The organism is Alistipes sp. ZOR0009 (assembly GCF_000798815.1).
Lineage (GTDB): Bacteria > Bacteroidota > Bacteroidia > Bacteroidales > ZOR0009 > Acetobacteroides.
In genome coordinates, this window is record NZ_JTLD01000060.1 from 1 (window position 1) to 24,045 (window position 24,045).

The following is a 24,045-nucleotide window of genomic DNA, read 5'->3' on the forward strand; positions in this document are numbered from 1 at the left end:
CGGTGGAGGGATTCGAACCCCCGACCAGCTGATTACAAATCAGCTGCTCTGGCCAACTGAGCTACACCGGCAATTTCTTTTTAAGAGCGTTTGCTTTTGTTTTTAGGAGGTGTGTTTCCTTTCAAAAGCGATGCAAAGATATGGCTAATTCTCGAATCTGCAAGGGGTGAATTAAAAAAGTCCGAGGTTTTTTCGGACTTTTTTAATGGACTTTTGACCCTCAGTAACTTAAAAGTTGAATATTTTTTCGTGATTTTCCATCTCGTTCTGCAATGCCACCATTTTAATGGCGGTGATTGCGGCTTCGTCCCCTTTATTGCCGTGTTTTCCTCCCGAACGGTCAAGAGCCTGCTCCTGGTTTTCGGTGGTAAGCACTCCGAATATTACGGGGATGTTGTAGTTAATGTTGATTTGGGTGATTCCTTGTGTTACACCTTGGCAAATAAAATCGAAATGGCGGGTCTCTCCTTGGATGACACAGCCTAGGGTTATAATGGCGTCAACTTCGGTGTATTCTGCCATAAATTGGGCGCCTATGGTTAGCTCAAAGGTGCCTGGCACTCGCTTAACGATGATGTGCTTTTCTGTTGCTCCGTATTTTAGTAGGGTGGATGTACAACCCTCAAGAAGCTTGTCTGTAATTTCGCTGTTCCATTCAGCCACCACAACTCCAAATTTCATCGACTTAGCCGAAGGTATTTCACCTTTTACGGAGGATAGGTTTTGTAAGTTTGTTGCCATAATCGCAGTTTATTTTATTTCAAAAGATACAAAAAAAAGTATCAATCTCGCAATTGATACTTCCTTTTATAGTGGATTAAAAAATCTACTTGTTTAGATTTAGCTTTGCACGTGTAATGTACTTGTCAACTTCGCCAGCTTCTGGAGACTGAGGGTAGTCTGTCTTTACGTTTTCGTAAATTTTTAGCGCTTTTTCCCAGTTTTCTTGCTCTTCGTAAACGGCGGCAGCCTTAAATAGGAAGGTTGGCGTGGTAAAGTTGTTGCTGTTTAAGCTAGCTGCTTTTTCGTAGGCGCTAGCGGCCTTGTCTAGCTGCTTTAACTCTACATAAGCGTCTCCTTTTGCACCTTCAGCAAGAGGGCCTAGAACGATATTGTCGGAAGAGTAGTCGTTTAGATAGTCAAGCGCCTTTTGGAATTGGCCAAGGTTTAGCTCGCAAATACCAGCGTAAAAGTTGGCTAGATTTCCGGCCGTGGTAGACCCAAATTCATCTACGATTTTAGCAAAACCTGCATCTTGCGCATTTCCTTCCAATGCAAGCTTATAGTTTCCTTGCTCAAAAGTGCGTTGCGCACCAGCCATTTGAGCAAGAGCTTCTTTTTCTCTTGGTTGAGAAATAAGTTTCTTATATCCAAAGAATAACGCAACAACAATAACAATAGCAGAAAAGCCGTAGATTAATGTTTTTTGGTATTTTTCAATGAATTGCTCTGTCTTGGTTAGAGCACCTTCAATAGCCTGAAGGTTTTCTTCTTGGTGCGATTGTTTCTCGTGTGACATATAATTAATCTGTTTATTCGTCAAAATTAGGTTAGCAAAAGTAATTCTTTTTAAATAATATGGAAATTTTTAGGCACCTTTTGTCATCCAACATTTTGTGCTTACTTTTACTCGTACTATGCTCTACCTTTTAGGTTTTACCATTTTTGTGATTAGCTTTGCAGCCTATGTTTTTAACACGAATAAGCCTCGTTAACTTCAAGAATTTTGCAAACGCCGAAGCCGACTTCTGCCCGAAAATTAACTGCTTTGTGGGTGATAATGGCGTTGGTAAGACTAACATGCTCGATGCCATTCATTTCTTGTCGATGTGTAAGAGTGGTTTACAGGTTCCCGACACGCAGTGTGTAAAGCATGATGAGCCATTTTTTGTTCTAGATGGTGTATACTCTAAAGATACTGCCGATGATAAGATTTACTGTGGTTTTAAGCATGGAGCCGGGAAAATTATCAAGAAGAATGGTAAGGAGTACGATAAAATAGCCGACCACATTGGGCAATATCCGTTGGTTCAGATTTCTCCTGCCGACAATAATTTGGTTCAAGAATCTGGTGATGAGCGTAGGCGCTTCATGAACATGGTGCTTTCGCAAATCGATAGGAGCTATTTAAACGCATTGCAGAAGTACAATAAGCTGCTGGCAAATAGAAATAAGCTGCTTAAGTCCGACTTCTCAAGTAGGTCTTCGTATGAGGTTCTTGATGTAATCGACTTTCAAATGGACGAAGTTGGTACCTATATATATGAGGCTCGCCAAAAGTTGGTAAATAACCTGCAGCCCATTTTTGATAGCTACTACGCTTCAATTTCTGAGTCGAAAGAGGTTGCTAGCATTCGGTATGTAAGCCATCTATCAAAAGGAAGGATGAAGCTGTTGCTGGAATCCAGCTATGAGAAGGATAGGATTCTTCAGCACACATCTGTTGGCATACATCGAGACGATATTGACTTGCAGCTGAATGGCTATTCTGCAAAAAAGATGGGATCGCAAGGGCAGCAAAAGACGCTATTGATATCCCTCAAGTTGGCTCAGTTTGAATTAATGAGGCAGGCCTCTGGTGTGAAGCCAATTTTATTGCTTGACGATATTTTTGATAAGTTAGACCCTCATCGGGTTTCTAAGCTGATAGAGCTGGTGGCGCATGATCAGTTTGGACAAATATTTATTACGGATAGCAATAAGCATAGGCTGGAGGATGCTCTAGGCATGCTTTTGGATGAGGCTTCGCTATTTACTGTCGAAAAAAGTACCTTAACAAAGAAACTGATATAAGTATGAAACCCGGGAAAACATATACTATTGCGGATTTACTCAAGGGTATATTCAAGGAAAAGCGATTCGAAGAAGGGCTATTAAGTGCCCAGATTAAGCGGGAGTGGCCAGAAATTGTCGGTGTAAAGGTTGCTTCTGTAACAGGATCGATGTGGGTAAAGGGGAATGTCCTTTTTGTTGAAGTGAAGTCGTCAATTATTCGTAGCGAGCTGAAGCTAATATCAGGAGAATTGGTAAAGGCAATTAATAGGCGTCTGGGCGAAAATGCCATTAACGACATGGTGGTTCGTTAATGGCATGTTATGCGGCTAAAAGCTTACTTCATTTTCTGAAAAGAAGAATCTAACTTCTTTTTGAGCATTTTCGTCAGAGTCTGATCCATGTATGGCATTGATTGATACGGTCTCTCCGTATAGGCGGCGAATAGTTCCTTCCGCCGCTTCTTGTGGGTTTGTTTTTCCAATTAGCGTACGGAACAGCTCAACCGCATTGCTCTTTTCAAGAGCCGCAACTACAATTGGCCCCGATGTCATAAAGTTTACCAAGTTTTCGAAAAAAGGCTGTCCCTTATGTATTCCGTAAAAATCTTCTGCTTGCTCTCTTGTTAGCAGGGTATCTTTTCTGGCAATAATACGAAAACCTTCCATTTGAATTTTATCAAAAATGGACTCCGTGTAGCCTTTTCTTACCGCGTCGGGTTTAATAATTGTAAATGTGATCTTTCCGCTCATCTTAAATTGTTTAATGCCTAGTAAAGGTATAAAATATTCGAGGCAACCAAAAGAAATGGTATCTTTAGACCGGTAAAAAAACTGTAAAGTGATTGATAATAGTAAGCTAGAGGCGTTAAAAAAGCTGATTGAAGGAGCAACCTGCATAACTATACTAACTCACCCAAATCCAGATGGCGATGCGGTGGGGTCCTCGGTTGGTTTACGGTTGCTTTTGAAGGCGTTAGGTAAGGAGGTTTATTCGGTTGTTCCAAATTCTTTTCCCGAATTTTTAGGATGGATGGAAGAGGCCAATCAGTGTTTGAACTACGAGCAAAATCCTCCGCTTGTAGAGGAGGTGTTAAGCAAAACAGACCTTATTTTTTGCGTAGATTTTAATTCGATATCCCGCCTAAACGGATTAGGCGAACTTGTAAAGCAGTTCGGCATTCCTAAAGTTCTTATAGATCATCATCTTTTTCCAGAGGATGATTTTGTACTGCAGTTCTCCGATTTGACAGTTAGCTCTACTTCGGAGTTGGTGTACCATATTGCGAAAGAGCTTGGCCTGCGATCGCATCTAAGCGTTGGCGCAGCCGAAGCCTTGTATACAGGTATTATGACCGATACAGGCTCGTTTAGCTATGCGAGTTCAAATCCGACTACCTTTCATGTTGTTGCCGATTTGTTGGAGTTGGAGATTAATAAGGATAAAATACATCAAACTGTGTATAATACCTTTTCGGAGGAGCGTATGAGGTTGATGGGATACTGCCTTAGCGAAAAAATGGTAGTGTTTAAGTCGTATAAAACGGCATACATTGCGCTTACCTTAAAGGATTTGAATAAGTTTAAGTATAAGTCTGGAGATACGGAGGGTATTGTCAATCTGCCACTTTCTATACATGATGTGAATGTTTCGGTTTTATTCACCGAACAGTCGGATGGATCTGTAAAAATGTCGTTGCGATCTAAAGGCGAATTTTCGGTGAATGATTTTTCCCGAAAATATTTTTACGGAGGCGGCCATAAGAATGCTGCGGGTGGAAGAATGAGCATGAAGATGCCCGAACTTCTTAAGTATTTCGAAATTTGCGTAAGGGATAATGCTGATGAAATTTGTAAAAGCATTTAGCATTGTCTTTTCGATGCTGCTTGTAGCCTGTGGTAATGGGAGAGAAGAGGGGTATGTTGTACCGAAACATCGCCTAAATATGGATGGCGATAAGATGCTTCGTGCCAATCGTTACCTTATTAAAAAGGACATGGAAATCATAAAAAGTTACGTGCATAGGCACGAACTTACCATGTCGTTTTCTGACTTGGGGTACTACTATGGATTTTTGGGTAAGCAATCGCAGGGGAAATCTATAAAAAAAGGAAGTGTTGTTCTTTTTGATTATAAGATAAATGCAATTGATGGTACTATGCTCGATTCTTCGAATAATGAGCTTGGGCAAATCGTTGTAGATAAGTCGGCCGGAATCTCGGGGCTGCATGATGGACTGAAGAAGTTGAGGGAAGGAGATAGCGCAATTTTTATATTTCCACCGCATTTGGCATACGGCCTGATCGGTGATGGTGATAAGATTCCTTCTCGTGCTACCCTTGTTTACCATATCAAAATAAAAAGTGTTGAGTAGGGCACAATAAAAAGGCTCGATTTGCTGTTTATATTAGGTAATTTTATCGTTCTTAAATGCAAGACGGAATGATTTATGAAGAATATTCCTACATTTGGGAACCAAAATTAGAGCTATAAGCTAATCAGCAGTTACCAAAAAAAATGTTGATGAGATTATTTTCGCATACTGGTTTATTCTTTGGATGTTTGATTTCGGCTTTCCTTTTGCAGTCGTGCCAAAAGGAGACGGTATCTCGTTCTCTGGAAAGCCAACTGCAGCTGATGGATTCGTACATCGCTACAAAAAAGTTGAAGGATAGTGTCAAAGTAGAGGTTGACTACCGCTATTACCGTTTTGTAAAGGGCTCTGGCGTGAAAATAGAGGCGGGTGACAAGGTAACCCTCTCGTATGTTTTAACCAGTATCGAGTCTTCGACAAATGCGCGCGTGTATGCTACAAACATAAAGTCGGTAGCAGCCTTAAATGGACTTAAAGAGGTGGCAGACTATGTTCCTATCACCGTAGTGGTTGGTAGTAGCGGCTTATTTAAAGGATTTGACACGGGACTAAGATACCTTTATGAGGGGGATAATGCATTTATTATGTTTCCATCCATTTATGGATATGGTTCTAGCTCTATGGGAACTATTCCTCCTGATACTCCTCTTGGTGTTCGGGTTTATATTCATAAGGTTGAAAAAAAGTAAGTTTAAAGTAGAATATAATATTGCTCTATGCAAAATAGCATTAAAGTATTAGCGTTAGTAGCCCTTGCATTTGGGGCTTTTTCTTGTGCGCAAGAGTCTACTGTCTCTCAGAATGTTCTTGAAGATAGAATTGTAGATGCGTATGTAAAGCAGCATCCCGAGTGGCAAGGCAAAAAGACGGAGTCTGGCTTATACATCATAAAAACAGATGCTGTGGCTTCTGGTGCTACTCCAACTTTGACAGATTGGGTAGAGCTAAAGCTTACAGGTGAAACGTTGGATGGCAACTACTTTCAGACTACGGATACGGCTGTTGTAAGTAAACTCGGATATAGTTTAAACTTCTTTCATATTGTTCCGGACTTCCTATTTATGTCAGGGGCGATGCCACAGGGAATCAGAGAGGCGCTGCTTACCATGAAAGAGGGCGAAAAGGTGAAGATACTAATGCCTTCCTATGTTGGCTTTGGTTCGTATGGTGCCATCAAGTTTGGACAAATGGCTCTGTTGCCTAATGTGAGCGTTCTTCCTAACTATCCCGTTAAGTTTAACCTCGAGTTAGTAAAGGTTGTTTCGAAACCTCTTGTTACCGACTCGTTAAAGGTGGATAGCTATGTAAAGGCTAACCCTGGTTTCGTAGATATTAAGGATAAAAAGATTTACTTGAAGGAACTTGTAAAGGGAAGTACGGCTCTTGAAGATACTATAGGAAAAGGTACTAAGATAGGCGTATTTTATGCAGGATACTTTTTAGATGAGATGATATATAAAGCAGGGAATTTGTTCTTTAATAGCAACCAGCGACCCTACTGCTTCGATACCAATATCGAGGAGGTTGGTAAATCTTTTTATCCATATTTAGTTAATTATGGTTTGTCTAATGGAGTTCTTCAAAAATCGGATACGCTAAATTTGGAGATTAAGGATGATGGTAGTGTGGTCGCTGCAGGATCTGGAGGCTCGATGACCGAAGGTTTTAGTCTTGCTATTAAAAAAATGACTAAAAATTCTGAAGTAAATGTGGTGATGACTTCTAAATATGTATATGGAGCACCAGGACGAAGTTCTACCGACCATAAACCTTCCATTGCACCTTATGCGCCTCTTCGCTTTTACATCAAGGTTGTAAAAGTTACCAACACAAAAAAGACAACGACATAAAAAAGAAAAAGGCTGCAAGTTGCAGCCTTTTTTACGATAGTATTAGAAAAACGGTAGGCCGTTTATGAATATCGGGGACTTGCTTGCGCCAGTCTCCGATTTTTTTTGTAGCAATAAACTCCGTTTCGCAGGTGATGTCAGCGGCAATACATAGCCTTGTTTCGGGGTGGCATACCTGTAGTATGTCCTTTAGGAGGCTGGCGTTTCGGTAGGGGGTTTCTATAAATATTTGAGTTTGGCTCTCCTTTTGCGAGCGCTGCTCAAGGTTTTTTATGGCTTTTCCGCGCTCGTTTGGCTTAATGGGAAGGTAGCCTAAAAAGGCAAAGTTTTGTCCGTTTAACCCCGAAGCCATTAGTGAAAGTAGGATCGACGATGGGCCTACAAGAGGCACCACCTTAATTCCAAGCTGGTGGGCTACGGCAACCGCATCGGCACCCGGGTCGGCAACACCAGGAACTCCTGCTTCTGAGATAATACCGATGTCTAACCCCTCTTGTGCTGGTTTTAGCATGCCTCTTACATCGGTAAGGGGGGTGTGCTCGTTGAGCTCGTAGAAGGTTAGCGAGTCAATTTCGATACCCAGTTTAAGCTTGCTGATAAAGCGACGTGCCGTTCGTATATCCTCCACAATAAAGTGTTTGGTTTGCATAACGACATCCTTAACCTGCTGTGGAATTACGGAATCGATCGGGGTATCTCCCAGTGTTGTTGGGATAAGGTAAACAATTGCAGACATTGGCTGTTCTTTTTGGCAAATTTACATCAATTATAGGTACAACCGATGGGTATTATTCTTTCAGTAGTCAGAAATAGAAATTCTATACTGGTTTTAGCGGTGATTTTGGGGTTGATCTACGGCGATTATGCTCATAGCGTTAGCTGGCTTAACGTTCTTGCCCTCGGACTTTCTATGACTTTTGCCATGACGGCGCTTCCTTTCAATTCGCTACGTCCGTTTAGGAGTGTTGTGGCACCTTTGGCTTACGGAGCCTTCCTTAACTACATCCTTTTTGGGCTGATAGTTATTGGTCTTGCTTACCTCCTGATGCCCAACCAATCGCTTTATTATGGGTTTGTGGTGGTGGCGGCAACGCCGCCAGGTGTAGCTATAATTCCGTTTGCTTCTATTTTAAGGGGGGATATTCGGTATGCAATAGTTGGGGTGATTGGAGCATTCTTTGCCTCCATCGTTTTGGCCCCAGCCCTTATCTACATTTTTGCGGGTAGCGGAGGGGTAAACCCCGTTTCGCTGGTTGTTTTGATGGTGCAGCTGGTCGCTATTCCTTTTCTGATATCTAGGTTGCTCCGATGGTCAAAAATTCTTGAAAAAGTGGAGCGTGTTAGAGGCGGTATTATAGACTGGAGCTTTGCCTTCCTGATATTTGTTGCCGTAGGCCTTAACCGCGAGGTCTTTTTTTCGAATCCGTCGGTTCTTTTGGCCGTATCTGCCGTGCTTGTTGCCGCCACTTTCGTTCTGGGCATGGTGTACCAGTACTTTTACGAGCGAATCTACCAAAACAGGCCCATGGCCATCTCCCAGAACCTGCTAGCTACGATAAAGAGCAGCGGATTTTCCGTATTTACCTCCATTTCGCTATTTGGACAGGAGTCGGCAGTACCTTCTGCCGTGTTGGCGGTGGTTGTATTGGTTTATCTGCTATTTTTGTCGTTACGAGAGGAATTAAAACGGAAAGCAAGTTGAAGGTAACATTTCTAGGAACAGGCACCTCGCAAGGGGTACCCATTATTGCGTGCAAGTGCGAGGTTTGCGAAAGCGCTGATCCCCACGATAAGCGGTTGCGCTCGTCAGTATTGGTGGAGGTTGATGGTACTACGATTTTGGTCGATGCTGGCCCCGATTTTCGGCAGCAGATGCTTCGCGAGCAGGTTACCGATCTCGATGCCATCCTTCTTACGCACGAGCATAAGGACCATGTGGCCGGATTGGACGACGTACGGGCGTTTAACTACATCCTCGGTCGTCCAATGGACATTTACGCGCAGCAGCGGGTGCTTAACCACCTGAAGGTGGAGTTTTCTTACGTGTTTTCTGACAACCCCTACCCGGGTGTGCCTCAAATGCGGCTGCATCCGTTGGATGGTGATGCCTTCTTTGTCAAAAATGTGGGCGTAGTTCCCATAAAGGTGCAGCATTACCGGCTTCCTATCCTAGGGTTTCGGATAGGTGACTTTACCTACATTACCGACGCGAATGCAATAGATAGCAGGGAGAAGGAAAAGCTACTTGGAACGAAAGTATTGGTGCTAAACGCGCTTAGGCGCGAGGCGCACATTTCGCACTTTACGCTTTCGGAGGCGCTGGCGCTAGCTGCCGAGATAAAGCCTCAAGCTACCTACCTAACCCACATCTCCCATCAGATGGGGCGCTACCAAGAGGTCGTAAAGGAGCTTCCGAAGAACGTATTTTTAGCCTACGATGGACTAATGGTAGATATATAGCCGAGGTATTCAACTTCTGCTGCTTTTTTCATTCGTTACAATGCGATACCGAGAGCATTCGCCAGTAAAATAGAGAAATAGGCAGGGAATAGGGCTGGCACGTTGGGGATGGGGCAACATTTGGCTGTATACCGCCCCTTTTGTCGCAAATTAGGCACCATTGCACGAGTATGCAGCGACATTTACGTAGGAACTGCAATGTTTTGCGCGAATATTACACATTGTATAAAATATTTAACGTTATGTTTTTATATATCGCGATATATAAAAATATATTGCGCATTTTGTAAAATATTTAACGGTATACAAAAATATATTGCGATATACACGAAAATATTGCTTCATTCGTGAAAGAAGTGGCGTTTTTTTGGCGTTTTCACTACCTGTTTTTGTTAATGTTGTGGTATGTGTAAAATATATGGCAAGATACGGGCTCAGTTATGCGCTGGGGGAAATTAGAAAACGGTTGGTTATTCGGTTGTAACAAATATGAAAACGAGCCTGCGGTTGGCAAGGCTCGTTTGCTGTTTTTTTGCGTAGAGAGGAACTAAAGTGCCATCCCTCCCGATACTTCAATACGCTGTCCGTTAATCCAGCGTGCTTCGTCGGTACAAAGGAAGGCTACAACGCCACCGATATCGTTGGCCATGCCCACTCGGCCTAGCGGGTTCTGCTTCTTTACAAAATCTTGCAAGGCAGGCGTGTTGCGGATGATTGCTCCGTTAAAATCAGTCTGAATAGGCCCAGGAGACACCGAGTTTACGGTAATCCCCCTGCTACCAACCTCCATTGCCAGGTATTTGGTAAAGGTATCGAGGGCGCTTTTGGCCGATGCGTAAACGGCGTATCCGGGTACCCAACTACGTGTGGCGCCGGAGGTTATGTTTACCACTCTTCCGTTGTTGTTGAGCAGCGGAAGCAGCTTTTGGGTTAAAAAGAAGTTGGACTTGAAGTGAACGTTCATCATCTTGTCAAAATCATCTTCGGTAACATCAGCAATGTTAATAGAAGCCCCAATTCCAGCATTATTTATCTGGTAGTCGAAATGGGTGGCGTTCCACTTCTCCCGAATTGCCTTGGTAAACTCGTGCACAAAGTTTTGGGTGTTATCCACCTTGCTGGTGTCTAGCTGCAGGGCAATGGCCTGCTGTCCGAGCGCTTCGATCTCTTTCACGACCACTTCTGCAGCATCTTTGCTGGTATTGTAGGTTATTACAACGTGGTTGTTGTTTTTGGCAATGCTCAGGGCGATATCTCGTCCTATACTACGGCTGCCTCCGGTTACTAGTGCAATTTTATTCATTTTTTATATGGTTTACTGTTAAGCGCCTGTAATGCTTCTATTACGAGGTGTCGCATTTTCGCTTGGTAAATACTTATGGATAAAAGGAGGGCGAAACAAAAGCTTTAGCGTTGTCGCGCTATACGAGCTTGGGTTTGCTATCCGAAATGTACAATCAAAAGTTGAAATGAAAATTTCTTTGCGAGGAAGAAAAATTGTTTAAGTAAAAATTAGCTGTATTAATAAAATTGTTAAATTAGGGCTGTTGATGCATTCGCTTTTTAGCTTACTTAATAAAATATTTGTATGACAACTAAGGTGCAACATGGAAAAAAGAAGGTGGCCAAGAAGAAGGCTACCGTAACGGAACGATTGGCTAGGTTGTTTATGCTTGCCATGGCAGTGGGTATTGCTTTTGCCATTGTATACGTAGTTTACAGCCGCTTCATATAGCTTTATGCTTTTAGTTTATAACGCTTGGCAATAACATTGCATTAAATTTGTTCTAAGTCTGGCAGGTTGGTACCCCCCAGACTTTTTCGTCTCATTATTTTATCGCATGGATGTAGGCGTTAACGTCGAACTTCGATTTGCACCCGTTGTAGTTCATGTAGCGTATTTTACCAAAAATTGGGCGCGGAAACCAAGCCCTGTCGTGTACGCCTCCAATACTCCACGCTATTCCTGCATATCCGTTAGGGTCGCGCCCATCCAACGAGTATTTGTCGTTTAGGTAGATGGCTGTTTGCATCGCTTCTTCGGCAGAGGGGGTCCACTCTAGCAACTTTTTTGCCCAGTACATGCGCATGTAGCCGTGCATTTTGCCGTGTACTACCATCTCCTTTTGGGCTGCATTCCAAAGTGGATCGTGTGTTTGGTAATTTTCAAGCTGATTTCTTGTGTATAAGTATTCTCGTTCATCTAACCGATGCAGCTCTGCATCTTTTTGAGCCCATTCGGGAAAGCCGGCTGGGGTGTCGTAGCTTGGATTGTAAAAGCAGAAGTTGTCGGAAAGTTCGCGCCGAACTATAAGCTCTTCCAGAAAGGCTTCAGTATCGGGAGAGGAGGCGTGTCTTTTTATTACCTCTAAGGCTATGCGTTGGGCGCTTATTTGCCCGAAATGAAGGTAGGGAGAGAGGTTGGATTGCCATTTTAGGGTGGGGTTGTTCCTTTTTTCGTTGTAGCCGATTAGCTTACTGTTAATAAAGTCAGATAGTAGCCGGGTGGCAGCACTTTCGCCTGGTGTAAGCCAGCCTATGGGAGTAACTAGCCTGTCTACCGAAAGCTGCTGGTAAATCTTGTCCCAAGCGATGGGATGCAGCCCGTTTGGCCAGCATTTATCCTGCTTTTCTAGCTTAGGGAAATCGGTAAGCATTCCGTCTAGCATTTTTTTGATTTTTGGGCGTAAGGTGTAGGCCCCAAATTCAACTTTTTGAGAAGCGACCCTGCAGGGGACGATGTTGTGCGCATCCACCTCGAAATGGGTAATTCCATCCATTTCGTTTATCTCCTTAATCCATTGCTGCTTTATTTTTAAGGGATCAAAATCGGAGATGACAATGCTTACATTATTATCTTGTATGAAATTTTGTAGGGCGTTGGATGGAGATGCGTCAAGCAGAATGTAGAAGGGGATGTTGAGCTCATTTAGCGTGTGCTCTATCTCCATCAATCCTTTTAGCATAAAATCATAGTGGCGAATGTTGGCCAACGGGTAGGTTGGGGTGAGCGTAAAGACAACTGCAAATGGGAGGTCTTGCTCTTTTGCAATTTGCTGAGCGTAGATAAGCGCCCAGTTATCGGCGGTTCGCTGATCTCTGCTCATGCGGTAAATAATGCAACCATCGACCTTTGCTGCTGCTTTATGAACAAAAATTCTTCGTTTATCTACCATTATTGTACGATATTAGGGTGAATGCAAAAACCTACTGGTGCGTCCAATAGGTTTTGCTATGCGATTTGGTGTAATGCTACAAATTTAGAGAAACCAAGGGTTAATCCACTCGCTTGATCTCATTAAAATGTCGATGTACTGGGCGCGCGTGTAGGCAAATGGATCTTTGAGGTTGGAGTAGGAGAGCTTGCCTCTAAAATCTTCGATGCTTTCATATTTTTTTGAGTTCATCCAAGCCGAGATTTCTGCAAGCATAGACTTTACGTAGTCGGGCCCATTTTTGTAAACTGCACTTACTACCTGCACGGTGTTTGCTCCCGAAAGGAGCATCTTTATAGCCTCTTCTGCGGTAACCACTCCTGTTGCTGCCGATATTTGCGCCTGTATCCTATTGTAGAGAAGTCCGCTGTAGCGAAGCGCTAACCTTGCATCGTCTGAGCGGCTAAAAACGTATGTTTGCTTCATGCGTTCTTCCTCAATGTCGATATCGGGCTGATACATGCGGTTAAATAGGACAAAGGCATTAACACCGAACTTGTCCATTCGGGCAATCACCTCCAGCGGGTTTCCGTAGAATGGGCTTAGCTTAACGGCAAGCGGTATTTTTATTTTGGATTTTACATCTGCAACAACTTGTAGCTGGCTTTCTATAATTTCGGCACCAGTTAGCTCAAAGCGAGAAGGAGAGGAGTAGAAGTTTAGCTCTATCGCGTCAACTCCAGTATCTTGCATTCTAATAGCCCAATCTACCCATGTAGAAGGTGTTATGCAGTTTAAACTTCCAATTATGGGTATGGTTAATGCTTGCTTTGTTTTCTTTAGCTTGTGTAAATGGCCTCTGGGACCTGCGTGATGCAACTCTGGGAAAATGCGGACCATTTCGGGGTGGCGCTCGTTGTATGCTTCAAGATCATTGTCTAGCTCTAGCTCTTCTAGCTCAATTTGCTCCTCAAAGAGCGTTTTAAATACAATTGCTCCAACACCAGATTCTTCCAACTTTTTTAGCCTGTCGATATTGTCGCTAAGGTTGCTGGCTCCTATAACGATAGGACTTTTTAAATCTAAACCGAGGTAGTTTACTTGTAAGTTTGCCATGTCGTACTAGTTGGTGGTTAATTACTGGGGATTGTTGCTTTCTTAAACGTATTTTGAAGGATGTTGTTCGGAAATACAAGGAGGTATGCTATATTTGCTGGATTTTTGTCCTAGCGCAAAATCGGCAGATAATTATTAGTTTAACCAGATTATTAAATGAGCAAGCAAGCCGAGTTTGATTTATCACCGCAGCGAAGGGTCGTTGTTGGTGTTCAGTTTCTTTTTGTAGCCTTTGGTGCTACGGTACTGGTCCCATTACTTGTCGGTCTCGACCCGTCAGTCGCTTTATTCACAGCAGGAGTAGGAACTTTAATCTTTCAGCTAATCACTAAAGGTAAAGTTCCTATTTTTTTGGGCAGCTCTTTCGCTTTTATAGCACCAATTCAGAAAGCTACGGCTCTTTATGGGTTGGCAGGTACGCTAAGTGGAATGGTGGCTGTTGGTGCTGTTTACGGGCTTGTTTCTGCGCTTATTAAATGGCGTGGTGTTGATCTTGTTAAAAGATTATTTCCCTCATCGGTTTATGGGCCGGTTATTATTCTTATAGGGGTATCTCTTGCGCCCGTAGGCGTCAAAATGGCATCATCCAACTGGCTTTTAGCATGTATTTCTCTTTCGGGGGTTATTGTTGCGCTGATGTATGGTCGTGGTTTAATAAAGCTTATTCCTGTTTTTATTGGCATCATAGTTGGCTATGTGGTCGCCATGTTTATGGGGCAGGTCGATTTTTCAATTATCCAAAATTCTCCATGGATTTCCTTTCCAAAATTTATAACGCCAGAGTTTTCGATCGGGGCAATTCTTTACTTAATACCCGTAGCATTGGCACCGATAGTCGAGCATGTGGGTGATGTGTATGCGATTAACGCGGTTACTGGAAAAGATTTTGTGAAAGATCCAGGTCTGCACCGTACGATGTTAGGTGATGGTGTTGCTTGCACTGTTGCTGGTTTTGTAGGTGGCCCTCCTGCAACAACTTATGCCGAAGTAACGGGCGCAATTGCATTGACAAAAGTTTTTGATCCACGCGTGCTCACAATCTCTGCATTTACCGCAATTGTATTTGCATTCTTTGGAAAGGTAAACGGCTTTTTGAAATCTATTCCCGAAGCGGTGCTTGGGGGAATCATGCTTATCCTTTTTGGCATTATTGCGGCTATTGGTATCAAAACAATGGTGGTAGATAAGCTGGATTTTGCTAAATCTCGCAACCAGATTATTGTCGCTCTTATTCTTACGGTAGGAATTGGCGGTGTTGCATTAAAGATTGGGGATTTTGAGCTATCCGGAATTGGTCTTGCTGCTATAGTTGGCATTGTCTTAAACCTGATTCTTCCAGATCCGGAACGGAAGAGTGGTCGCTAAAAAAATAAAAGTAGAGAACCTGATAGAAATTCTATCGGGTTCTTTTTTTATGCTAAATTTACTCAAGGTTTATTTTTGAATATTCTAAAAAATGGTGCATATGGATCTGCAATCTGAAGTTTTTCAACGAAAAAAGTTTCCAACGATAGCAAATTTTTGGGGGATTTTTGCTTTGTTAATACTGGCTTCTGCCGTAATAGGCGGCACACTCGCATTGCTGCTACCGGGAGATAAAGGCGTTTCCTTGTTTTTGGGATACTCTGTCCCTTTCGTTATTGCAATAGTAATATTGCTGATGATTCAGAAGCATGAGTTTGATGCAAAGTTTTCTAGCTTGTTTGGTAAGTTTGATTTACAAATTGTACCCTACTTACTTCTATTTGTTTTAGGATTTGGTTACGTTGCTCAGTTTGTTACCGAATTAATTCCGATGCCAACTTGGATAAAAACGTATTTCGAAGGCCTTTTTCAAGTTAATATTTGGACGTTTCTTTCTGTATGTATTGCTGCTCCTTTATTGGAAGAAATTTTGTGTAGAGGAATCTTGTTGCGCTCTTTTCTTATAAACTATTCGGTGAAAAAGGCTTTATTTTGGTCTGCATTTTTCTTTGCAGTACTTCACCTAAATCCTTGGCAGGCAATCCCTGCATTTGGGTTGGGATATTTTATGGCTTGGTTGTTTTATAAGACTAATTCGTTAATACCAGCAATACTGGTTCATTTTCTTAATAATTTTATCAGTTATGTAAGTGCTTATTTTTTTGAAGATAAGCTTAATGATGTTGGAAGTGAAGTTGGTTGGTCGCTAAATGTTGCCTTCCTACTTTTAGGCTTGGGGCTTGTAATCTTTAGTTTTTATAGAGTAAATAAAACTCTAAAAGGAACAGAAAAAGGGAATTTGTGATAGATAAAAAGAGAGGCGTAAGCCTCTCTTTTTCGTTGTTACTTATACTTTTCTTTAATGTAGTTGTCTATTGCTTTTGCAGCTGTTCGTCCTGCTCCCATGGCTAAAATAACAGTTGCGGCTCCTGTAACTGCGTCACCTCCAGCAAAAACACCTTCTCTAGTTGTTTTCCCAGACTCGTCAGCAATGATACATTGCCATTTGTTAAGATCTAAACCGGGTGTTGTTGATGAGATAAGTGGATTTGGAGATGTTCCTAACGACATAATAACCACATCGGTATCGACTGAGAATTCAGAATTTGGCATCTCTATAGGTCTTCTTCTTCCAGAGGCATCGGGTTCTCCAAGTTCCATTTTTATACACTTAATGGATTTAACCCAACCTTTTTCATCACCAACAATCTCTGTGGGGTTTGTTAGTAGATGAAATATAATACCTTCCTCTTCAGCATGGTGCACTTCCTCAACTCGGGCTGGAAGTTCTGCTTTGGAACGTCTGTACACGATGGTAACTTCAGCACCGAGTCGAGCTGCTGTTCTTGCAGCATCCATTGCAACATTACCTCCACCAACAACGGCTACTTTTTGTCCTACGTAAATAGGGGTGTCGTAACTTTCGTCGTAGGCTTTCATTAGGTTATTTCGAGTGAGAAATTCGTTGGCTGAAACAACACCATTCAGATTTTCACCTGGAATACTCATAAATTTTGGAAGCCCTGCTCCTGAACCAACAAAAATTGCATGGTAGCCTTCGTCTTCTGTTAGTTGGTCTATAGTAACCGTACGTCCAATTACTACGTCGGTCTCAATTTTAACTCCAAGTTTTTTTACATTGTCTATTTCTGCCTTTACAACGCGTTCTTTGGGTAACCGGAATTCGGGAATTCCATATTCAAGAACACCTCCAGGTTGGTGTAAGGCCTCAAAGATCTTTACTTCATAGCCCATTTTTGCAAGGTCGGTAGCGCAAGCTAATCCAGCAGGTCCGCTTCCTATAACTGCTACTTTTTTGCCATTGGGAGTGGTCGTTTCTGCTAAATTTAAATGGTTATCATTGGCATAATCACCAACAAATCGCTCTAACTTGCCAATGGCAACTGCTTCTCCTTTTATACCGAGTATGCAGTCTCCTTCACATTGGGTTTCTTGAGGACATACGCGGCCACAAACGGCGGGTAGGCTGCTATCTATGGAGATAATTTTTGCTGCTTCCTCGAAGTTTCCTTTGGCTACTTCTTGTATAAAAGCAGGTATATTAACTGATACAGGACAGGAGTTAACGCATTTAGGTTTTTTACAGTTGAGGCATCTGGTCGCTTCTAGCATTGCCTCTTTCTTGTTGTAACCGAAGCATACTTCCTCAAAGTTTGTTCTTCTAATATTGGGATCCTGCTCACGAACGGGGACTCTTGGTATTTTATTTGCCATATGTTTTCAATCTATTTTTCGCAACGACATGAATCGCTTTCAGATTCTTTTTCTTGTTTTCTCAGTTTTTGTCCTTCGGCCGACTTGTACATAACTTGGCGTCTCATTGCCTCTTCAAAATTTACAAGATGTCCATCAAACTCAGGGCCATCTACGCATGTAAATAAGGTTTTATCGCCAACTGTAACACGGCAGGCTCCGCACATTCCAGTACCGTCAACCATAAGTGTGTTTAGCGATACAATAGTTTTTATGCCATACGGTTTTGTGGTCAGCGCCACAAACTTCATCATAATCATAGGCCCAATTGCCACAACTACATCGTATTTTTTGTCCTGATTTTCGACTAAATCTTTTAGAACATCGGTAACAAGGCCTTTCGTTCCTGCAGAGCCATCGTCAGTTGCAATGTATAGGTTTTTGGCAACAGCCGACATCTTGTCTTGAAGAATTAGATGTTCTTTGCTTTTAGCGCCGACGATAACGTCAACATCGACACCATTTTGGTGAAGCCATTTAACTTGAGGGTAAACAGGAGCTGTTCCGACGCCTCCTGCAACAAAAAGAATTCGCTTTTTCTTTAATTCTTCGGCAGGTTCATGAATAAATTCGCTGGGTTGTCCTAAAGGTCCTACAAAGTCGAGGAAAAACTCGCCTTTTTCTTTCCCGCAAATAAGGTTTGTAGAAGCACCTACCGTTTGCGTAACAATAGTTACGGTTCCCTGTTCGGCATTGTAATCACAGATAGTTAAAGGTATACGTTCTCCTTTATCGTGCACTCTTACAATTAGGAATTGACCTGGTTGAGCCGCTTTGGCAACTCTAGGTGCATAAACATCCATGAGGTAAATGTTGGGTGCTAGGAGTGTTTTCTTGGTTATTTTGAACATTGTTAGCTCGTTGGTTTTGTTTTTGTTAATGCAAAAATAATTGTTTAAATGAAATCCTTTTGAGAGGCATGAACTATAACTGCAAAATGGAATCATTCTAATTTATATTGCAGTGTATGCTGATGAATGTAAGATGTTAAAAATGGCTACATAGCATTGGATTGTATTATTAATTCGTTTAGGTATTGATATTTACAAACTTTTGATGTATATTGTAATATTAGATTGCAAAAGATGGTTTAAAAGACCCACCATTTTAGAACACACGGTTAAGTTTGGTGTTTGAAATATAAGCACACTGTAAACCATTAGCGGATGTCAGTTATTAGCAGAAGAAGCAAAGTGCTTACCATTTTAATCGTTTCTTATGAAGGCGAAAGATATGGTCCTCGTCGTAGGTGAGGATATTGACTACATAACTGCATTGAAAGAATCGATCCTCGAATTTGGCTACGAATGCCATGTTGCCAACTCGAGCAAGGAAGGGTTGCAGAAAGCCTTTGATTGCTCTCCCGATTTAATAATTTACCATGCTGAAAATCAGTATTTCAGAACTTTTGATTTTTTTAATATTCTTAGAGAAAGTAGCCTTACCTATGATATTCCATTCGTAATGATTGCTGAAAATATCAGCAAAGAAGAGTTGCAGTTTGCTCTCGAAATTGGAGTAGATGGAGTATTTGAGAAGGTATTGCGCCTCGCTGATATGCAAAGAATTGTTGATGGGCGTATTAAAAAATATGTCAGAATTAAGCGTGAATCTGAAAAAGATTTTTTGAGATCTTTTGATTTAACATCATCTCCTGTTGTAATTTATAATGCAGATTTTAAAGTTGTAAGTTCAAATGAATTATTTTCCAATTCTTTTGAAATCGACGAAACTAAGCCAATTTGGGAAAATTTGGGGTTGAATAGAGATCTTTTTGTAAGGCTATCCTATAAAGTTTTTGCGAATTACGATGGGCAAGAATCCTTTTCTCACTACATAGCTGTTAATGGGGTAGAAGAAAAATATAACATCGTTTTAAGTAATCTAAATGCGATTTTCGCAAAACGTTGCGTTTTGATGGTTTTTAATAATGACTGTTTGGACAAAAGTAGCGCGAATTCTGATGTTGAAAAACGGCATTTAACTTCAAGTAGAAATGGAAATGAGTTGGTGGGCAATCGTATCAAGTTTACAAAGCGCCAGCAGGAAGTTTTAGAACTATCTATTTTGGGGCTACCAATGAAGCTTATTGCAGATAAACTCTTTATATCAGAGAAAACAGTTGAGAAATATAGAGCCAATCTAATGGAAAAAACGGGTGCTAAAAATATTATCGAGTTGGTAATATTTGCAATTAAAAACAAGTATGTAGACGTTTAAATAAAAAAGGTTTGAAAGTAGCCTCTCAAACCGTAATTGTAGTTGGTTATTTTTTAGTTGGCCCAAAAAGGGAAGGTTCCTCCTGTTACTATTTGATTTCTTTCAAGATTAAAAATGTCTATTGTATAGATATTGCCATCAACCTTGCTTAGATTTGATTTATTCTCAAAAATTATTTGGCGATTATCTGGAGCAAAACGGGGATATAGATCATTTTGTCCATTGGTTTGGTTGTTATTTGCAGCGGAAATATCGGTATCTGTTGAGGTCGGATTTTGCAGATCTTTTAAGAAGATGTGGGATTGTATTTTTTCTCCATTGATGCTTAAATTCCCAGATATATCTTGCGTATAAACTAAATACTTTCCGTTAGGTGAAAAAGCAGGTGATTCGAGCATTCCAGAAATCCCACCAATTAAAAGTTGCATGTCAGATCCGTCATTATTCATGATGTAAAATTCGGATTGATAAGGCATTGGTCCGACAGTACGAACCACTATTTTTCCAGTTTCAGGGCACCAGTCAACATTTGTAAAATGGCGATTTGTGGGCGCTGTTGCCAATTTTACTTCGTTTGTTCCATCAATATTGGCAGCATAAAGCCCATCCATGTTGGTATAGATAAATTTATTTCCATGGTCATAAAACGAGTACCCGTTACCAACTGAATAGTTAGACATGTTGGGGCGTTGAGACACTCTCATAGCTCCTGTTCCATCTTTTCTAATTGTAAACACGTATGGAATATTATTTTCGTAGGAAGTAAATAGTATGTTGTTGCTGTTTTTGTAACCTATTGGTGCAAATGCGGTTGGAAGGTAGTTGGTTGTTATTTCTTCTTCGTAGGTCATGTCTGGATCAGCAGCGATGATTTCTGATAGTCCGTTAGCCGAACTTCTTGAAAAAAAAATTGCCACATTCGGTTTTTGCATGGTCGTAAATGGCCATACGCTGCTTGCTGCAACTTCTTGTTTGTTGTATACTGCTGAAACTTTCCAGTAGTATTTTGAGTTAAAATCTAACCCTTTTATCTGCAAGAGCGTATCTTTAATTCCTGTGTATATTTTTTGGATGTTTGTCCCATCTTTTATTATGGAAACTTGGTAGGTTACCGTATCTATAGGGGCTTCTCTTTTGCTCTTCCATGATAATGTAACTATGCTCTTTATACCTACGGCATTACTATCAGGAAGGGACGATGTTAACGTTACTGTTCCAACTGATGTTGATGACGGTAGCATGGCGAAAGATGCAGTCGTTGTTTTATTCTCAGTCACTGTTATCTGGGAAGAGTATTGTGTATAGCTGTATTTGTCGCCAGTGATAGTGACGGTTCCAACCTTTACGTCTGTTAGTGTATACTCTCCTTTTTGGTTGGTTACAGTTGTTGCACTCCCAGGATTGGTCGCAATTGTTACCCCTGCAAGAGGTTTTTGCGTTTTTCCATCAATAACAATCCCACTTATTTGCCCATATTGGTACAATGTAAAAGGGTCTTTTTGGCAGGCCGCTAATTCAAAAACTAGCGATGCAAGGCCTAGTATTGCTATAATTTTTGTTTTCATTTTTCTTGCTTTTTGTGGTTAGAATCCAAAATGATAAAAAAATCCGACTTTAACACCCCAGTATTGATCGTTTAGGTTTCCATATTTTACATTGTCTATTTTATCTGTGAGCATGTAATTATAAAAACCTGATAGATTTAGACTGAATTTTGGTGATATCCTGTACTTGATGCCTAAATCACCTCCTATGTAGGGGTAGATGTTCTTCCCATTATTTGATTTGTTAGGACTAATAGAGAAACAGCTACCTCCTCTAACTACTAAAATTGGCGACATTTTGTGGTAGGGGTATACTATTAGTTTAAGGTCTAATGATGCATCTAATAGCTCATTGTAAAACCCTTTTTTTACAAACATGTACTGGTAGCCAATGTTTTGGCCAAAAGAAAGGAATTTGTTAATCGAAATGTCTGAGTTTAATAAAACAAATGGTCTCCATTCTCCATAACCATAGTCTCCGTCATACTGCTGAATTCCCGAAGATAGGCCTATTCGGTATTGCCCTCCTGTTTGTTGTGGATTTGAAATATCATTCCCAAAAACGTCCATTGTTTCATTAATCCGCTTTTCGAGTGCGTAGTTGGCGATTGCAGGACTCAAGGTGTCTTTGGGATTATTTAACTGCCAGTATTTTTCCTTGATACCTTCTATGATAATTGACTGTACTGCTTTTTCTATTGCTTCTGTTACGCATAATTCGGATGGCTCATTGTAGGTAAAGCCTATTTCACCTTCAAGAAGTTTAGTAAGACTTACATATCGGTAAACATTTGCTTTTATTTCTTGAGAAAGAAGTGTTTTGGATGTGTATACAGTTTTCAGTATAGCACCACTCGTAGATGATACTGCTCTTAAATAGACAGTTACTCGATCCATTCGGTATTGAGTATTTCCTCCAATTCCAAAGTAACGAGCTCCTAGACCTCCTGTAAGAAGATTTGTTTCATAGGAAATGATGCCACCTTCTAGTATAACTCCAGCAAAGAGGAGAGGAGGTAAGTCCGTTTCTTTGCCTTCGTATTGAGCCTTACTTGATCTGATTATCTTTCTCTCGTTTAGAAGATTGTTGATATTTTCTCTTTCGATAGGAAGAAACCATCCAGATTGCTCGAGAGCACGTATAAGAATTGTAGTTGCTCCTTGTGTTACAGCAGTTGACCAGTTACTTCCTCCTTCTGCCATTTTATATTGGCCTGTTTGGTCGCGAAATTTGTAGACTGCTGCAACTATTTTTTCTTTTGGAGCAGGTAAATTTGTCAAGGTTTGTTTCATTGGAGTTTCCGGTCCCAATCTAGCTCGTTCGGGCTTGTAGGGTTGGGCCATGTATTTGGAACACCCTGCTATCATTAGAAGCATGATTCCCAATAAAACATATTTAGTTTTAGAGTTGGTTTGCATCTTTTTTTGTTTTAATAGTTTGGAATAGTTATTTGGGTTTGATTTCCTGTTGAATTATCAAAAATGGTAACAATCAATCCATTTGCTCCAGATCCAATATTTATTCGAAATTGTCCTACATTGTAAAGCCCTTCTTTTAACTTATCCGTATTCCCAAATTGTTTTTGTATGATGGCATTGGCAAGGCTATATAAAATTTGATTGTTTAGGTTTGTTGCAAAATCTTCGAGGGATGTTGCGTTGGAGGCATTGCCATTGCTGTTTTTTTGTTGATAATCCGATTGTGCTTGAGCTGATTGTAGTAGCCAACTTGCGTTTAGAGGATTACCTCCGAAAGATGGATTTGTAAATCCAAAGACGAACTGTTGGGCAAAAAGATGGCTGGTGGCAAAGCAAAATATTGCTAATAGACAGATTCTTATTGCTTTCATGGTATGTTAATTTAAAAAATTCCAGTTCCAGTTTGTTCTTTACTGCTCATTTCGAGCAGTATTTGAGCATAATTTTTAATAAACTCGGTTGCCATGGTCACTGCATCGTTTGTCGACTCCTCTAAAAGATCTTGTCTTGGTTGAAGATAGTTTGCATATATTTCAATATCATTTACTGTTATAGATATAAGGGTTGTTGTTCCCATTCCTGGTTTTTCTTCTATAACAATGACGTAATCAAATGTTTCATCAGGGATGTCAAACGTTTGGGTGAACCTGTCGTAAAATTCTTTTCCATTTCGAGTTTTTGTTTGATCTAGGATGATTCCTCCCTGTATTTCATCTTCAACGATTCCCGTTTTAAGTTGAGTTACCTTTTTTACAAGATTCTGGAGCACAGTTTGTGTATTGCTGCTCTTTTGCTTCAACTTTACAGTGTCTTGTTGAGACTTAGCAGACAAACTTGGAAATGCAAGTAGGCAAACTAGTATATATGTGTATAGTCTCATTTCCTTAAAACATTGCAGTAATCCTACATTATATAAACTGTTTTTAAGTGTATTATGTTTATTTTTTTGATGGTTTATTTTACACCAAAACCCTGAATGTATTCGCTACATTCAGGGCTCAGTTTGAAAATAAGACAATGATTAGTCCTATTAAGGGGATGTAGTATTAGCCATTAATATTTTTAGTTGTCACCGCAGTTTCCGCAGCCGTTGTTATGATGTCCGGCGCTGGTTTGAATGATGGTGCCATAGTTTTGGTAACCCATCTGAACTACCGTTACGTTGCTGCCAAAGGTTTCGCTCTTTAGGCTAAGCTTGTTGCCTACGCCAACTTGCGATACGTATAGGTCGTCGCCCTTAAAGGTAGCTGGTTCGGTTGGACAGTTCTTGCAGATACCCTTGCCGTAGTAAGCTACCGAGTTGCCAAAGCCAACTTGAGAGATCTTTGCTTCGCCGT

26 protein-coding genes are annotated in these 24,045 nt (G+C 41.0%); 12 read left to right on the forward strand and 14 right to left on the reverse strand.

Annotation, left to right across the window (positions count from 1 at the left end; genetic code table 11):
• Positions 1-228 precede the first annotated feature (228 nt).
• A complete protein-coding gene (gene ribH / locus L990_RS15085; RefSeq protein ID WP_047451083.1) occupies positions 229-741 on the reverse strand; it encodes a 6,7-dimethyl-8-ribityllumazine synthase in 513 nt (170 codons plus the stop codon).
• 85 nt (positions 742-826) lie between these two features.
• On the reverse strand, positions 827-1,519 hold the full coding sequence (locus L990_RS15090) for a tetratricopeptide repeat protein (protein ID WP_047451085.1): 693 nt from the start codon (positions 1,517-1,519) through the stop codon (positions 827-829).
• 167 nt (positions 1,520-1,686) lie between these two features.
• Here L990_RS15090 and recF point away from each other — a divergent pair, with 167 nt between their 5' ends.
• Entirely contained in the window at positions 1,687-2,793 is a 1,107-nt protein-coding gene (recF, locus tag L990_RS15095; protein ID WP_047451087.1) for a DNA replication/repair protein RecF, read from the forward strand.
• A gap of 2 nt (positions 2,794-2,795) precedes the next feature.
• Entirely contained in the window at positions 2,796-3,086 is a 291-nt protein-coding gene (locus tag L990_RS15100; RefSeq protein ID WP_047451089.1) for a DUF721 domain-containing protein, read from the forward strand.
• Positions 3,087-3,101: 15 nt separating this feature from the next.
• Here L990_RS15100 and ndk read toward each other — a convergent pair whose 3' ends face one another.
• On the reverse strand, positions 3,102-3,524 hold the full coding sequence (gene ndk / locus L990_RS15105) for a nucleoside-diphosphate kinase (protein ID WP_047451090.1): 423 nt from the start codon (positions 3,522-3,524) through the stop codon (positions 3,102-3,104).
• A gap of 88 nt (positions 3,525-3,612) precedes the next feature.
• Between ndk and L990_RS15110 the strand changes: the two genes are divergently transcribed.
• The 4 genes from L990_RS15110 (at position 3,613) to L990_RS15125 (ending at position 6,996) form a co-directional block, all read left to right on the forward strand.
• Positions 3,613-4,638: a DHH family phosphoesterase gene (locus tag L990_RS15110; RefSeq protein WP_047451093.1), complete on the forward strand. Its 1,026-nt coding sequence runs from the start codon at positions 3,613-3,615 to the stop codon at positions 4,636-4,638.
• Positions 4,616-5,146, forward strand: a complete 531-nt coding sequence (locus tag L990_RS19405) for an FKBP-type peptidyl-prolyl cis-trans isomerase (protein ID WP_052181068.1) — start codon at positions 4,616-4,618, stop codon at positions 5,144-5,146. Before L990_RS15110 ends, L990_RS19405 begins: the two co-directional genes overlap by 23 nt.
• Positions 5,147-5,295: 149 nt before the next feature.
• Positions 5,296-5,835, forward strand: a complete 540-nt coding sequence (locus L990_RS15120) for an FKBP-type peptidyl-prolyl cis-trans isomerase (protein WP_197057305.1) — start codon at positions 5,296-5,298, stop codon at positions 5,833-5,835.
• A gap of 27 nt (positions 5,836-5,862) precedes the next feature.
• Positions 5,863-6,996, forward strand: coding sequence for an FKBP-type peptidyl-prolyl cis-trans isomerase (locus tag L990_RS15125; RefSeq protein WP_047451097.1), 1,134 nt, complete (start codon positions 5,863-5,865; stop codon positions 6,994-6,996).
• A gap of 31 nt (positions 6,997-7,027) precedes the next feature.
• On the opposite strand, the gene L990_RS15130 is transcribed toward L990_RS15125, so the two are convergent.
• On the reverse strand, positions 7,028-7,732 hold the full coding sequence (locus tag L990_RS15130; RefSeq protein ID WP_047451099.1) for an SAM-dependent methyltransferase: 705 nt from the start codon (positions 7,730-7,732) through the stop codon (positions 7,028-7,030).
• A gap of 45 nt (positions 7,733-7,777) precedes the next feature.
• Here L990_RS15130 and L990_RS15135 point away from each other — a divergent pair, with 45 nt between their 5' ends.
• Together L990_RS15135 and L990_RS15140 are read left to right on the forward strand one after the other, a co-directional pair.
• Positions 7,778-8,698 (forward strand): bile acid:sodium symporter family protein, encoded by a 921-nt coding sequence (locus L990_RS15135; protein WP_047451101.1) that lies wholly within the window; start codon positions 7,778-7,780, stop codon positions 8,696-8,698.
• Positions 8,695-9,456, forward strand: a complete 762-nt coding sequence (locus tag L990_RS15140) for an MBL fold metallo-hydrolase (RefSeq protein ID WP_047451103.1) — start codon at positions 8,695-8,697, stop codon at positions 9,454-9,456. Before L990_RS15135 ends, L990_RS15140 begins: the two co-directional genes overlap by 4 nt.
• A gap of 547 nt (positions 9,457-10,003) precedes the next feature.
• Here the strand turns inward: L990_RS15140 and L990_RS15145 are convergent.
• Positions 10,004-10,759 carry an SDR family NAD(P)-dependent oxidoreductase gene (locus L990_RS15145; RefSeq protein WP_047451106.1) on the reverse strand — a complete coding sequence of 252 codons (756 nt, stop codon included), beginning with the start codon at positions 10,757-10,759 and terminating at the stop codon, positions 10,004-10,006.
• A 285-nt stretch (positions 10,760-11,044) separates the two neighbouring features.
• On the opposite strand from L990_RS15145, the gene L990_RS20095 reads away from it, so the two are divergent.
• Positions 11,045-11,191 (forward strand): hypothetical protein, encoded by a 147-nt coding sequence (locus L990_RS20095; protein WP_156121627.1) that lies wholly within the window; start codon positions 11,045-11,047, stop codon positions 11,189-11,191.
• A 94-nt stretch (positions 11,192-11,285) separates the two neighbouring features.
• Here the strand turns inward: L990_RS20095 and L990_RS15150 are convergent, their stop codons facing one another.
• Together L990_RS15150 and L990_RS15155 are read right to left on the reverse strand one after the other, a co-directional pair.
• On the reverse strand, positions 11,286-12,632 hold the full coding sequence (locus L990_RS15150; protein ID WP_047451108.1) for a deoxyribodipyrimidine photo-lyase: 1,347 nt from the start codon (positions 12,630-12,632) through the stop codon (positions 11,286-11,288).
• Between the two features lie 84 nt (positions 12,633-12,716).
• On the reverse strand, positions 12,717-13,727 hold the full coding sequence (locus L990_RS15155; RefSeq protein ID WP_047451110.1) for a dihydroorotate dehydrogenase-like protein: 1,011 nt from the start codon (positions 13,725-13,727) through the stop codon (positions 12,717-12,719).
• Between the two features lie 156 nt (positions 13,728-13,883).
• Here L990_RS15155 and L990_RS15160 point away from each other — a divergent pair, with 156 nt between their 5' ends.
• Both L990_RS15160 and L990_RS15165 read left to right on the forward strand, forming a co-directional pair.
• Positions 13,884-15,092: a uracil-xanthine permease family protein gene (locus L990_RS15160; protein ID WP_047451112.1), complete on the forward strand. Its 1,209-nt coding sequence runs from the start codon at positions 13,884-13,886 to the stop codon at positions 15,090-15,092.
• A gap of 100 nt (positions 15,093-15,192) precedes the next feature.
• Positions 15,193-15,996: a CPBP family intramembrane glutamic endopeptidase gene (locus L990_RS15165; protein ID WP_197057306.1), complete on the forward strand. Its 804-nt coding sequence runs from the start codon at positions 15,193-15,195 to the stop codon at positions 15,994-15,996.
• A gap of 38 nt (positions 15,997-16,034) precedes the next feature.
• Here the strand turns inward: L990_RS15165 and gltA are convergent, their stop codons facing one another.
• Complete coding sequence (gene gltA / locus L990_RS15170; RefSeq protein ID WP_047451115.1) at positions 16,035-17,426, reverse strand: NADPH-dependent glutamate synthase; 1,392 nt, start codon at positions 17,424-17,426, stop codon at positions 16,035-16,037.
• A gap of 11 nt (positions 17,427-17,437) precedes the next feature.
• Positions 17,438-18,316: a sulfide/dihydroorotate dehydrogenase-like FAD/NAD-binding protein gene (locus L990_RS15175; protein ID WP_047451118.1), complete on the reverse strand. Its 879-nt coding sequence runs from the start codon at positions 18,314-18,316 to the stop codon at positions 17,438-17,440.
• A 367-nt stretch (positions 18,317-18,683) separates the two neighbouring features.
• Here L990_RS15175 and L990_RS20570 point away from each other — a divergent pair, with 367 nt between their 5' ends.
• Positions 18,684-19,685 carry a LuxR C-terminal-related transcriptional regulator gene (locus L990_RS20570; RefSeq protein WP_052181069.1) on the forward strand — a complete coding sequence of 334 codons (1,002 nt, stop codon included), beginning with the start codon at positions 18,684-18,686 and terminating at the stop codon, positions 19,683-19,685.
• A gap of 53 nt (positions 19,686-19,738) precedes the next feature.
• Here the strand turns inward: L990_RS20570 and L990_RS15185 are convergent, their stop codons facing one another.
• From L990_RS15185 to L990_RS20235, 5 genes are all read right to left on the reverse strand, one after another.
• Complete coding sequence (locus tag L990_RS15185; RefSeq protein ID WP_047451119.1) at positions 19,739-21,250, reverse strand: carboxypeptidase-like regulatory domain-containing protein; 1,512 nt, start codon at positions 21,248-21,250, stop codon at positions 19,739-19,741.
• An 18-nt stretch (positions 21,251-21,268) separates the two neighbouring features.
• Positions 21,269-22,648, reverse strand: coding sequence for a CsgG/HfaB family protein (locus L990_RS15190; RefSeq protein ID WP_047451120.1), 1,380 nt, complete (start codon positions 22,646-22,648; stop codon positions 21,269-21,271).
• An 11-nt stretch (positions 22,649-22,659) separates the two neighbouring features.
• Entirely contained in the window at positions 22,660-23,079 is a 420-nt protein-coding gene (locus tag L990_RS15195) for a curli assembly protein CsgF (RefSeq protein WP_047451122.1), read from the reverse strand.
• Between the two features lie 11 nt (positions 23,080-23,090).
• On the reverse strand, positions 23,091-23,588 hold the full coding sequence (locus tag L990_RS15200) for a CsgE family curli-type amyloid fiber assembly protein (protein ID WP_047451124.1): 498 nt from the start codon (positions 23,586-23,588) through the stop codon (positions 23,091-23,093).
• 182 nt (positions 23,589-23,770) lie between these two features.
• A partial coding sequence (locus L990_RS20235; RefSeq protein ID WP_047451126.1) for a hypothetical protein occupies positions 23,771-24,045 on the reverse strand: 275 nt, incomplete at its 5' end.